Raw genomic sequence first — 14,255 nt, forward strand, 5'->3', positions numbered from 1 at the left:
CTTCACCCTCCCCGGCCTCACCGCCCAAACCCTCAACGTCGGCACCGCAACCGCCAAATTCGACCTGTTTTTCGCGGTGACCGAAAAGTCGGCGCCTGAGCCTTCGACACCGCCGAACGGCGGGCTGGACGTGGCGATCGAATACAGCGCCGACTTGTTCGACCACGGCACCGTCGAAACCCTCGGCGCGCGGTGGCTCCGGGTGCTGCGGGCCGTCGTCGGCGATCCGGGTCGTGTGATCAGCCGTATCGACATCCTGTCGGCGGAGGAACACCGCGCGCTCGTCGCCGGTGTGGGTGGCCCGCGCCTGTCTGAGGAACGCGACGGGCCGTCCCTTCCTGCGCTGTTCGAGGCGCAGGTCCGGTCCACCCCCGACGCGCCGGCTGTCGTCGCCGAGCAAGCCGGCCTCACCTATCGCGAACTCAATGCCGAGGCCAACCGACTGGCGCATGCCCTGATCGCGCGCGGCATCGGTCCGGAATGCGTGGTGGCCGTGGCGCTGCCGCGCGGGCCGGAGCTGATCGCGGCGATGCTCGCGGTACTCAAGGCGGGTGCGGCGTATCTCCCGATCGATGCCGAGTACCCGGCCGCCCGCGTCCGGCTGATGCTCGACGACGCCCGGCCCGCACTGATGCTCACCCGCGGCGGCGTGGTCGACCTCGACGGGGTCGGTGTGCCGGTGCTCGCGCTCGACGCCCCGGTGTGGGCGCGGGAGAAGGAGGCGCTGCCGGACGGTGATCCGTTGGACGCCGGGCGCCGCCGTCCGCTTCACGACCGGCACCCCGCGTACGTCATCTACACCTCCGGTTCGACCGGGACGCCGAAGGCCGTGGTCATGCCCGCCGGGGCGGTGCGGAATCTGCTGCGCTGGCACCACGCGGCGGTCGGCGGCGGCCCCGGCACGCGCACCGCGCAGTTCACGGCGGTGGGTTTCGACGTGTCCGTGCAGGAGATCCTGTCGGCGGTGTGCCATGGCAAGACGCTGTGCGTGCCCACCGAGGAACAGCGGCGCAGCGCCGAACAGTTCGCGCACTGGCTGCACACGCACAAGGTCGAGGAGTTGTTCGCGCCGACACTCGTCATCGAGGCGCTGGCCGAGGCCGCCGGGGAGGCCGGGCTCGACCTGCCGTCGCTGCGCACGATCGCGCAGGCGGGCGAGGCGTTGCGGATCACTGCGGGCCTGCGTGCGTTCTTGGGCCGGGCGCCGCATCGACTGCTGCACAACCACTACGGGCCGGCGGAGACGCACGTGGTGACCGCGTATGCGCTGCGGGACGACGCGGAAGCGCCGGCGCTTCCGCCGATCGGCAAGCCGATCCCGGGTGCCCGCGTCTATGTCCTGGACGCGGCGCTGAATCCGGTGCCCCCGCAGGTGGCCGGGGAGCTGTACGTCGCCGGTGTGCCGTTGGCGCGCGGCTACCTGGGCCGCCCGGGGCCGACCGCGGAGCGGTTCGTCGCCGACCCGTACGCTCCCGCGCACGAGTCCGGCGCGCGCATGTACCGCACGGGAGACCTCGCCCGGTGGAACAGCCGCGGGGAGTTGGAGTACCTGGGGCGCTGCGACCACCAGGTCAAGGTGCGGGGTTTCCGGGTCGAACTTGGGGAGATCGAGTCCGCGCTGACGGCGTGCGAGGGGATCGCCCAGACGGCCGTGGTGCCGCGTCAACTGCGCTCGGGGCAGGTGCAGTTGGTCGCCCATGTGGTGCGGTCGGCATCACCCGCGTCCCCTGGCTCCCCGGCGGAGGACACGGCCGACCGGAAGGCCACGGCGGACCGTCTGCGGCGCGTCCTGCGCGAGCGGCTGCCGGATTACATGGTGCCGGCCGCGTTCGTCCTGCACGACCGGCCGCTGCCGTTGGGGCCCAACGGCAAACTGAACCGCGCGGCCCTGCCTGCGGTTCCCGCGCAGCGCAGAGGCGACGCGTCGGAGTCCGGGCGCGGTGCGGTTGGTTCGGGGCGTGTGCCGCGTACGCCCCACGAACGGCTGCTGGCCGGGTTGTTCGCCGAAGTGCTGGCGCTCGGGGAGCACGAGGTCGGGGCGGACTCCGATTTCTTCGCGCTCGGCGGGCATTCCCTGCTCGCCACGCGCCTGATCTCCCGGTTGCGTGCCGTGCTGGGCGTCGAACTCCCGCTGCGGGCACTGTTCGAGACGCCGACGGTCGCGGGCTTCGCCGCCGAGTTGGGCAGCGCGGACGCGACATCGCGGCCCGAGCTGCGGCCCGCGGCGCGGCGGCCCGGCGATCCGCTGCCGCTGTCGTTCGGCCAGCGCCGCCTGTGGTTCCTGTACCGCTTGGACGGGCCGAGCGCGACGTACAACATGCCGCTGGTCCTGCGGCTGTCCGGCGCACTGGACCGCGACGCGCTCCGGGCGGCGCTCGGTGACATCGTCACGCGCCACGAGACGCTGCGCACGGTGTACGCGGAGGGCGCCGACGGCGTGCCGTATCCGCGTGTCCTCGATCCCGCCGACGCCGGTGCGGTGTCCGATCCGCGTGTGGTCGAGGCGCCCGGGGCGGATGTCGAGACGCTGGTCGCGGAGGCGGCGGGGCACCGCTTCGACCTGGCCGTCGAACCGCCGTTGCGTGTCACCTTGTTCGCGACCGGTGACGAGGAGCACGTGCTCGTGCTGGCGCTGCACCACATCGCCTGCGACGGGTGGTCGCTGCGGCCTTTGTCGCGCGACCTCGCGACGGCCTATGCCGCGCGGCTTGCGGGCCGGGCACCCGCGTGGGCCCCGCTGCCGGTCACGTACGCCGATTACGCGGCGTGGCAGGGCGAACTCCTGGGCGACGCGGCTGATCCGCGGAGCCTGGCGGCGCGCCGTCTCGACCATTGGCGGCGCGCCCTGCACGGCGTGCCGGAGTTGTTGCACCTGCCCACGGACCGGCCCCGACCGGCTGCGGCATCGTTCCGGGGCGACCATTTCAGCTTCGATATCGACGCCGAGATGCACGCGGCACTCGTGGGCCTGGCGAGGAGTCGCGGTGCGAGCCTTTTCATGGTTCTGCACGCGGGCCTGGCCGCGTTGTTCACGCGCCTGGGCGCGGGTTCCGACATCGCGGTGGGTACGCCTGTGGCCGGGCGCACCGATGCGGCGCTGGACGATCTGGTGGGTTTCTTCGTCAACACACTGGTGTTGCGCGCGGACACCTCCGGCGACCCGACGTTCGCCGAACTCCTCGGACGGGTCCGTGAGAACGCGCTGGGCGCATATGCGAACCAGGATCTTCCGTTCGAGCACCTGGTCGAGGAGTTGAACCCGGCGCGTTCGCCCGCGCACCACCCGCTGTTCCAGGTGATGCTCGCTTTGCAGAACGCCCCCACGGGCCACTTCGGGCTGCCGGGCCTCCGGGTGCGCGGCGTGCGCGTGCCCACCGGTACGTCGCGGGTCGACGTGACGTTCAGCGTCGAGGAGAGGCGCGGCGCCGACGGGTGTCCCGCCGGGCTCGAAGCCGTCGTCGAGTATGCGACGGACTTGTACGACCGCGACACTGTCGCGGATCTGGCAGGTCGGTGGGTGCGGCTGCTGTCGGCGGCGGCCTCGGCACCCGAAACGCCAATCAGCCGCCTGCCGGTGCTGGCGGAAGAGGAGCACGCGCGGTTGACCCGCGCCGGTGACGGCTGCCGGAACGCCGCCGCCCGCGACATCACCCCGGGCGGCTTCCCGGCGTTGTTCGCGGCGCGGGTGCGGGAGTGTCCGGATGCGGTGGCGGTGATGTGCGGCGAAGTCGAGCTCTCGTACCGGGAGTTGGACGAGCGGGCGAACCGCTTCGCACGGGCGTTGGCGGCGCGCGGAGTCGGTGCCGAGGACGTCGTGGCACTGGTCCTGCCGCGTTCGGTCGCGTGGGTCGTGGCGGTGCTCGGTGTGCTGAAGACAGGCGCCGCATACCTCCCGGTCGATCCGGCCTACCCGGCCGAGCGCATCGCGTACCTGCTGGACGACGCCCGTCCGGCACTCGTGATCGACGACCCGGCGAAGGTCGACGACACGGCCGGTTTCCCGGCGACCGACCCCGACATGCCCATCGATCCGGCGCAGGCCGCCTACGTCATCTACACCTCCGGCTCGACCGGCCAGCCCAAGGGCGTCGTCGTCAGCCACACCGGCATCGCGAGTCTGGTCGCGAGTCAGATCGATCACCTGCGTCTCGGTGTCGGCAGCCGGGTGCTGCAAGCCTCCTCGCCCAGCTTCGACGCCTCGTTCTGGGATGTCTGCGCCGCCTTGCTCTCCGGTGCGGCGCTGGTGTTGGCGCCGGTGGACGACCCGCTGGCGGGCCTGCGCGACGCCCGGGTGACCCACGCGACGGTGCCCCCGTCGGCGCTGGCCGCCGTCCCCGAAGGAACCGGCACCGCACTGGAGACACTGATCGTCGCCGGTGAGGCCTGCCCGCCGGAACTGGTCGCCCGATGGGCACCCGGCCGCCGCATGATCAACGCGTACGGACCCACCGAAACCACCGTCTGCGCCACCATGAGCACACCACTCGACGCGTCGGTCGCGGGGAATCCGCCCATCGGCCAAGCGATCATCAACGCCCGTGTGTACGTGCTTGATGCGGCCCTGCGGCCGGTGCCTCCCGGCGTGCCGGGCGAACTGTACGTGGCGGGCCCCGGATTGGCGCGCGGCTACCTGGGACGCACGGCACTCACCGCCCAACGGTTCGTCGCCGACCCCTACACACCCGCCAACCAGCCCGGCACACGCATGTACCGCACCGGCGACCTCGCCCGCACCACCCGCGACGGCCGACTCGAATACCTCGGACGCGCAGACAACCAACTCAAAATCCGCGGCTACCGCATCGAACCCGGCGAAATCGAAACAGCACTCACCACCCACCCCGCCATCGCCCACGCCGCCGTCATCCCCTACGACACCGACCGCCTCGCCGCCTACATCGTTCCCGAGCCGTGCGGCGCGGTCCCGACACCCGCTGAACTGCGGTCTCACGCAGGCAAGTTCCTCCCCGACCACATGGTGCCCTCGGCCTTCGTGGAACTCGACGCGCTGCCGGTGACAGCCAACGGGAAGCTGGATCGCGACGCGCTTCCCGCACCCGCGAGCCGGCACACCGCCCGTGACCGGGGTCGTCTCCCCCGCACCGCGCAGGAACGCACTCTTGCCGAGCTGTACGCCGACGTGCTCGGTGTCGCGGATGTGGGCGCGGACGACTCGTTCTTCGACCTGGGCGGGCACTCGCTTCTGGCGACCAAGCTCGTGGCCAGAGTCCGTGCGGTGCTCGGTGTGGAACTGGAGCTGCGTGCCCTGTTCGAGGCGCCGACGGTTGCCCGGCTGGCGTTGCGCCTCGACGGCGGAGCCGGAACCCGCCCCGTCCCGACGCGTCGTGAGCGGCCCGACGCGGTGCCGTTGTCATACGCGCAGCGTCGCCTGTGGTTCCTGCATCGCCTGGAGGGGCCCGGCGCGACGTACAACATCCCGCTCGCACTCAGGCTGACCGGCGACCTCGACCGCGACGCGCTGCACCGGGCTCTCGGGGATGTGGTGGCCCGCCACGAGACGCTGCGCACCGTCTTCCGCGAGGTCGCGGGCGTACCGTGCCAGGACGTGCTGCCCGTCGGCGCGGCAGGGACGATGCTGCACACGAGGCCCGGCGTGACCCCCGAGGCGGACTTGCCGCGCCTGCTGACCGAAGCGGCCCGGTACGCGTTCGACCTCGCCGCCGAACCACCTTTGCGGGCAACGCTGTTCGCCGTTGCCCCGGACCGTCACGTGCTGCTGCTCGTCGTGCACCACATCGCGGGCGACGGCTGGTCGATGGGCCCGCTGGCGCGCGACCTCGCGACGGCGTACGCGGCACGCGTCGGGGGCCGGCCTCCCGGATGGGGTGAACTCCCCGTCCAGTACGCCGACTACACGCTGTGGCAGCGTGATCTGCTCGGAGACCGCGACGTACCGGACAGCCGTTTCGCAAATCAACTCGCCTATTGGCGACGCGTGTTGGACGGATCGCCGGAGCTGCTGCGGCTGCCTGCGGACCGGCCCCGGCCGGCCGTCGCGTCGTTCCGGGGCGGCGTCGCGCACGTGCGGCTGGACGCCGAACTGCACGCCGCACTCGCGGCGTTCGGGCGTGACTGCCGAGCCAGCCTGTTCATGCTGCTGCACGCCGGATGCGCCGCGCTGCTCGGCAGGTTGGGCGCGGGCACCGACATTCCCATCGGAAGTCCGATCGCGGGGCGCACCGACCAGGCGATCGACGACTTGGTGGGCTTCTTCGTCAACACCCTCGTGCTGCGCACCGACACGTCGGGGGATCCGACGTTCCGTGAGTTGGTGGCGCGAGTGCGGGAGAACGCGCTGGGTGCGTACGCGAACCAGGATCTTCCGTTCGAGCACCTGGTCGAGGAGTTGAACCCGGTGCGTTCGCCCGCGCACCACCCGCTGTTCCAGGTGATGCTCGCGCTCCAGAACGCCCCCACGGGCGAGTTCGCGCTGCCCGGGTTGACCGTCGAGAGCGGGTCCGTCCCGACGATGACGGCCAAGTTCGACCTCGGGTTCAGCCTGGCGGAGACCTTCGACGCGGACGGCGCGCCGGCCGGTGTCGTCGGTGCGGTGGAGTACGCCGCGGACCTGTTCGACCAGGAGACCGCCGAGGCGATCGTCGCGCGCTGGGCCCGGCTGCTTCGCGCGGCCGTCGCCGACCCGGACGCCGCGCTGAGCCGTATCGACCTGCTCGCGCCCGACGAACGGGCCCGGATGGTCGGCGCGTTCCACGGCAAGGTCGACGCCCGCGCGGATGACGCGTGCGTGCCCGCGTTGTTCGCGGCGCGGGTGCGGGAGTGTCCGGATGCGGTGGCGGTGATGTGCGGCGAAGTCGAGCTCTCGTACCGGGAGTTGAACGAGCGGGCGAACCGCTTCGCACGGGCGTTGACGGCGCGCGGAGTCGGTGCCGAGGACGTCGTGGCACTGGTCCTGCCGCGTTCGGTCGCGTGGGTCGTGGCGGTGCTCGGTGTGCTGAAGACAGGCGCCGCATACCTCCCGGTCGATCCGGCCTACCCTGCCGAGCGCATCGCGTACCTGCTGGACGACGCCCGTCCGGCACTCGTGATCGACGACCCGGCGAAGGTCGACGACACGGCCGACTTCCCGGCGACCGACCCCGACGTGCCCATCGATCCGGCGCAGGCCGCATACGTCATCTACACCTCCGGCTCGACCGGCCGGCCCAAGGGCGTCGTCGTCAGCCATGCCGGGGTGCCGAATCTGGTCGCGGCGCAGGTGGAGCGGTTCGCCATCGACGCTCGCAGCCGGGTGCTGCAATTCGCCTCGCCCAGCTTCGACGCCTCGGTGTCCGAGGTGTTCACGGCACTGTTGACCGGTGCGGCGCTGGTGTTGGCGCCGGTGGACGACCCCCTGGCGGGCCTGCGCGACACCCGGGTGACCCACGCGACGGTACCCCCCTCGGCACTGGCCGCCGTCCCCGAAGGAACCGGCACCGCACTGGAGACACTGGTCGTCGCCGGTGAAGCGTGCCCGCCGGAACTCGTCGCCCGATGGGCACCCGGCCGCCGCATGATCAACGCGTACGGACCCACCGAAACCACCGTCTGCGCCACCATGAGCACACCACTCGACGCGTCCGGCACGGCCGGTTCGCCGCCGATCGGGCGGCCGATCACCAACAGCCGCGTCTATGTGCTCGACGCGGCCCTGCGACCGGTGCCTCCCGGCGTACCGGGGGAACTGTACGTGGCAGGCCCCGGGTTGGCGCGCGGCTACCTGGGACGCACGGCACTCACCGCCCAACGGTTCGTCGCCGACCCCTACACACCCGCCAACCAGCCCGGCACACGCATGTACCGCACCGGCGACCTCGCCCGCACAACCCGCAACGGACAACTCGAATACCTCGGACGCGCAGACAACCAACTCAAAATCCGCGGCTACCGCATCGAACCCGGCGAAATCGAAACAGCACTCACCACCCACCCCGCCATCGCCCACGCCGCCGTCATCCCCTACGACACCGACCGCCTCGCCGCCTATGTCGTGCCTGCGTACACGGGTCGGCGCACCGACCTGGAGCAGGAGCAGATCGGCAGTTGGCGCGACACGTACGACGCGCTGCCGATCAGTCCCGACGCCTACCCGGCGGCCGACGCCGACGACTTCACCGGCTGGAACAGCAGCTACGACAGCGCGCCCATCCCCCTCGGCGAGATGCGCGCGTGGCGGGACGGCACGGTCGAGCGCATCCTCGGGCTGCGTCCGCGCCGAGTCCTGGAGATCGGGGTGGGAACGGGCCTCCTGCTGTCCCGCGTCGCACCGCACTGCGAGACGTACTGGGCGACGGACTTGTCCGCGACAGCCGTCGACGCCCTCGGCCGGCGGGTCGCCCGCGACCCGGAGCTGCGGGACCGCGTCGTGTTGCGCACGCAGCCCGCGCATGACGTCGAGGGCCTGCCCGTGGGCGGGTTCGACACCATCGTGATGAACTCCGTGGTCCAGTACTTCCCTTCGGCCCACTATCTGTCGGACGTCCTGCGGCGGTTGCTGTCCCTCCTGGCGCCGGGTGGCGCTCTGTTCGTCGGTGACGTGCGCAACCTGCGGCTGCACCGGCGCCTGGCCACCGCGGTCCAGGTCCGGCGCGCCGCGGCGACCATGTCGGCCGGGCAACTGCGCGAATCGGTCCGGCAGTCGATTGCGTCGGAACGCGAACTCCTGGTCGATCCCGACTTGTTCGCGGTGCTCTCCGACCGATTCGCCGAGGTCGGCGCCGTCGCCGTGGAGGCAAAGCCCTGCGGCTACGACAACGAACTGAGCCGCTACCGCTACGACGTCACGGTGTTCCGGCGCAGCGCCGAGTACGCATGCGAAACCCAGCGGGCCGAGCACCGACTCGCGACCGGGTCGGAGGCCGCGCCCGTCGAGGTCGCGTGGGTTCCGGGCGCTCTCGCAGACGTGGAGCGGCTGCTCGCGGCGCGCACACCCGATCGTGTCGTCCGGGTCGTCGGCGTCCCCAATGCGCGGCTCACGTCCGACGCGGCGTTGGAACGCGCGGTCCGCGAGGCCGCCGACGGGCATCGCGCCGCCGACATCACCGCACGCGCGCAGGCCGGCGCCGCGACCGATTGCGTGGCCGTGGACGCGTTCCACGAGGCGGCGGCCCGGCACGGCTGCCGTGTCGCGGTCACCTGGTCGCCCGATGACGTGGACGCACTGGACGTGGTGTTCGCCGACGGTTCCGACCCGGCCGCCGCACCCGGCGTCCACTACCGCCGCTCCAAGGGCCCGGGCACCCCGTTCGACGCCCTCACGAACGCCCCCACGCGGGCGCACAGCCGTGCCGCACTGCCCGGGATTCTGCGCGACGCGCTCGCGAAGCAGTTGCCGGACCACCTCGTGCCGTCGGCGTTCGTGGTCCTGGACGCCCTGCCGTTCACCGCGCACGGCAAGCTCGACCGGGCCGCGCTGCCCGCGCCGCACACGGACACGGGCGCGTCCGGACGCGAGCCGCGCACGCCTCAAGAGCAGGTGCTCGCCGACTTGTTCGCCGAGGTCCTCGGGCTGCCGCGCGTAGGCGTCGACGACAGTTTCTTCCACTTGGGCGGACACTCGCTGCTGGCCACCCGCCTGACCTCCCGAATCCGTGCGACGCTCGGGACGGAACTCGACGTCCGGACGCTGTTCGAGACGCCGACCGTGGCCGGGCTTGCGGCCCGCCTCGGCGCGGAGGCGGACGGGCAATCCGCGCGTCCACCGCTGGTGCCGGTCGCCCGACCGGAGCGGCTGCCGTTGTCGTTCGCCCAGCGCAGGCTGTGGTTCCTGCACCAACTCGACGACCACGCCGCGACTTACCACATGCCGTTCGCGCTGCGGCTGACCGGGCCGCTGGACGCTGTCGCGCTGCACGCGGCGCTCGGCGACGTCGCCGCCCGGCACGAGAGCCTGCGCACGGTGTTCCGCGTCGACGCGGGCACGCCGTACCAGCATGTGCACGCGCCCGGCAAGGTACCGCCGGACCTGCCGGTAAGCGAGGTCGACGGCGCGAACCTGGCGGACGCGGTGGCCGCGCACGCCGCACGGCCGTTCGACCTTGAGTCTGAAGTGCCCTTGCGGGCACGGTTGTTCGCACTCGGGTCGGCCGATCATGTGCTGCTGGTCGTCGTGCACCACATCGCGTGCGATGGCTGGTCGATGGGCCCGCTGGCGCGCGACCTGGCAGCCGCGTACGCCGCCCGCAGCCGGGGCGAGGCGCCGCAGTGGGCGCCGCTGCCCGTCCAGTACGCCGACTACACGCTGTGGCAGCACGGGCTGCTTGGGGACGAAAACGACGCCGACAGCCGCTTCGCGGTGCAGATCGACCACTGGACCCGTGCGCTCGCCGGGCTTCCGGAGAGCATCACCCTCCCCTCGGACCGGCCCCGTCCGGCGGCGGCCAGTCGGCGCGGCGGCGTGCTGGTCGTCCGCATCGACGCCGAACTCCACGTGCGGCTGCGGGACTTGGCGGCGGCGCACGACGCCAGCCTGTTCATGGTTTTGCAGGCGGGCTTCGCGGCGCTGCTGACCCGGATGGGCGCCGGCACGGACATCCCCGTCGGCAGCCCCATCGCCGGCCGCACCGACGACGCGCTCGACGACCTCGTGGGCTTCTTCGTCAACACGCTGGTGCTGCGCACCGACACCTCCGGCGACCCGGCGTTCACCGAGCTGGTGGGCCGGGTCAAGGAGACATGCCTGGCCGCGTACGCCCATCAGGACGTGCCGTTCGAATACCTCGTGGAGACGCTGAACCCGTCGCGGTCCCTCGCCCACCACCCGCTGTTCCAGGTGATGCTCGCGCTCCAGAACGCACCGACGGAGGACTTCGCGTTCGCCGGCCTGCACGCCACCGCCGAGCCGGTGGCCACCGACACCGCACGTGTGGACCTCACCGTCACCCTCGAAGAGCGCCACGGCCCCGAAGACGATCCGTGCGGCATCGCGGGCGCCGTCGAGTACGCGACCGACCTGTTCGAACCCGCGACCGTCCAGGCGCTGTTCGACCGCTGGGTGCGGCTGCTGCGCGAGGTGGCCGCCGACCCCGGCCGGCCGATCGGCGGCGTCGACCTGCTCGACGGCGACGAGCGGCAGGCCCTGACCGCGACCGCAGCGGGCGGGGACGTCCCCGACGACGCCTGGCTGCCCGCGTTGTTCGCCGCGCAGGCGCGCACGCGTCCCGGGGCCGTCGCCGTCGAGGACGGCGACACGGCCGTCACCTACCGCGAATTGGACGATCGCGCGGATGTCCTCGCACACGCCTTGGCCGCACAGGGGGTACGCCCCGGCGACCGGGTGGCGGTTCTGATCGACCGGTCCGCCGACCTGATCGCCGCGGTGCTCGGCATCGTCAAGGCGGGCGCGGCATATGTGCCGCTCGACCCGCGGTTCCCGTCCGGACGCGTCGAGTTGATCATGCGTCAGACCGGGGCCTCGGTATTGCTCACGCCCGACGTGCTGACCGCCCTCGAAGAAGAGGCGCGGCGCTCCGGTGTGCGGGGGGACGGCCCGCCCGCCGCGACGGGTCACCCGAGTGCGCTCGCGTACGTCATGTACACCTCGGGCTCGACCGGCGAGCCCAAGGGCATCGCGGTCACCCACCACGACGTGGCCGCCCTCGCCCTCGCACCGACCTGGCGCGGCGGCGCACACGACAAGGTGCTGCTGCACGCGCCGACGGCGTTCGACGCGTCGACGTACGAGATGTGGGCGCCGCTTCTGGGCGGCGGCACGGTCGTCGTCGCCCCGCCCGGCCACCTCCACGCCGAGGACCTGCACACGGTGATCCGGCGGCACGGGGTGACGGGACTGTGGCTGACCGCAGGCCTGTTCCAGGTCGTCGCCGAGCAGCAGCCCGAGTGCTTCGCCGGTGTGCGCGAGGTGTGGACGGGCGGCGACGTCGTGGCCCCGACCGCGGTCGCCCGGGTCATGCGCGCGTGCCCCGGCACCGTGGTCGTCGACGGCTACGGCCCCACCGAGACCACGACGTTCGCGGCACACCACCGCGTGACCGAACCACCGCCGCTCGACGAGCCGCTGCCGATCGGACGGCCGATGCCCGGCATGCGGCTGTACGTGCTGGACACACGGCTGCGGCCGGTGCCGCCGGGCGTCGTCGGCGAGCTCTACATCGCCGGGAACGGCGTGGCCCGCGGCTATCACGGACGTCCTGCGCCGACCGCCGAGCGGTTCGTCGCCGACCCGCACGGCCCGGCGGGTTCACGCATGTACCGCACCGGCGACCTCGCCCGCCGCCGCACGACCGGCGAACTCGACTTCGTCGGCCGCGCCGACCAGCAGGTCAAGCTCCGCGGGTTCCGCGTCGAACCCGGCGAGATCGAGGCCGCGCTCGCGGACTGCCCCGGCGTCGGCCAGGCCGTGGTACTCGTACGCGAGGACCGGCCGGGCGACAAGCGCCTCGTGGCCTATGTCGTGCCGCAGGCATCGAAGACCGGCGGCGACGCGGCGGACGCAGGCGGAACGGGCACGACGGGCGCAACAGGTACCGGTCGAACCGGCGCCGCGCAGACGACGGCGGGGGCGGCCGACACGGCCAGGCTCTCGCCCGCCGAAACCCACGCCGGCATGCCCGACCCCGGAGCGCTCGCGCGCCGGCTTCGGCGCGTGCTGCCCGATTACATGGTGCCGACCGCGTTCGTCGTGCTCGACGCGCTGCCGCTCACCGACAACGGCAAAGTCGACCGGGCCGCGCTGCCCGCGCCCGGCGGCGGGGCCGCGTCCGAGGCGGGTCGGTTGCCGCGCACGCCGCAGGAGCAGGTCCTCTGCGATCTGTTCGCCGACATCCTGGGCCGCGAACACGTCCGTATCGACGACGACTTCTTCGCACTGGGCGGGCACTCCCTGCTGGCCGCCCGGCTGGTCGGGCGGATCCGGGACGCCTTGGGTGTCCCGGTCGGCCTGCGCACGCTGTTCGAGACGCCCACGGTCGCGGGTCTGGCCGCGCGGCTCGACGTGGACGACACCGACGAGGCGTTCGAAGTCGTCCTGCCGCTGCGCCCGCACGGCCGTCACCTCCCCTTGTGGTGCATCCATCCCGGCGGCGGCATCAGTTGGTCGTACTGCGGCCTGATGAACCACCTCGGCCCGGAACACCCGGTGTACGCGGTGCAGGCGCGCAGCCTGGCGCGGCCCGAGCCCCGGCCGACGTCGATCGAGGAGATGGCCGCCGACTACGTGGACCAGATCCGCAAGGTGCAGCCGGTCGGGCCCTACCAGCTTCTCGGCTGGTCGGCGGGCGGGCTCATCGCCCACGCGATGGCCGTGGAACTGCGCCGGCGCGGTGAGGACACGGCGCTGCTGGCCATCCTCGACGCGTACCCGGTCGGCGAGGTCGACTTCGACGAGCCGCCGGTGCCGACGGAACGCGACGTGCTGGTCGGGATCCTCGACTGCGATCCCGACGAACTGGGCGCGGGGCCGGTCACGTTCGACCAGGTCGCGGAGGTGCTGCGGAACCGCGGCAGCGCCCTGGCGAGCCTGACACCGCGTCACATCGAGGCGGTGGTCGCCATCATGATCAACAACGCCCGGCTCGCACTCGACTTCGTCCCGGGGGTCTTCGACGGCGACCTCCTGCTGTTCAACTCCACGATCGACCGCGAGGCCGACTCGCCCGGCGCCGCCGCGTGGGAGCCGTACGTCGGCGGCCGAGTCGCGTCGTACGACGTCGCCACCCGCCACGACCGCATGACCCAGCCGGGTTCCCTCGCTCAGATCGGGCCGGTGCTCGCCGCGCATCTCGAACGCGTCGCGGCGTCCCTCTCGGGCCGCACCGACACCCGCCAGACGACCGACACCGACACCGACACCGACACCGACACCGGCACCGGCACCGGATCCGACACCGCGGCAACCACCAACCCCGACAAGAAAGGCTGAAGCACGATGACCGACTCCCCCACCAACCCCTTCGAGGACGACGACGCCCGTTACCTCGTGCTCGTCAACCACGAGGACCAGCACTCGCTGTGGCCCGCGTCCATCGACGTCCCCGCCGGGTGGCGTGTCGCGCACCCCGAGGACACCCGGCAGGCGTGCCTGGACTACATCGAGCGGTCCTGGACCGACATGCGGCCCCGCAGCCTGGTCGAGGCGATGGCCGCCGCGGAGGGCTCGGCGGCGGAACCCGGTGCGCCCGCGGCCGACAGCGCCGCGCCGCCGGACCTCGCGACCGCCGAGCACTGAACGGAACGGGCTCGTGACCTCCACATCGGATCGGGCCACCGCGACCACGGTG

General features: G+C 72.4%; 1 protein-coding gene and 1 pseudogene. Both read left to right on the forward strand.

The window, feature by feature from the left end; translation table 11 throughout:
• Nucleotides 1-76: 76 nt before the first annotated feature.
• On the forward strand, nt 77-13,897 hold the full coding sequence (locus tag ACRX5W_RS29770; protein ID WP_436791472.1) for an amino acid adenylation domain-containing protein: 13,821 nt from the start codon (nt 77-79) through the stop codon (nt 13,895-13,897).
• A gap of 6 nt (nt 13,898-13,903) precedes the next feature.
• Nucleotides 13,904-14,122 (forward strand): annotated as a pseudogene (locus ACRX5W_RS29775) (MbtH family protein); the annotation flags it as partial.
• Between the last annotated feature and the right edge of the window lie 133 nt (nt 14,123-14,255).

This window comes from Yinghuangia sp. YIM S10712, assembly GCF_051388935.1.
Classification (GTDB): Bacteria; Actinomycetota; Actinomycetes; order Streptomycetales; family Streptomycetaceae; genus Yinghuangia.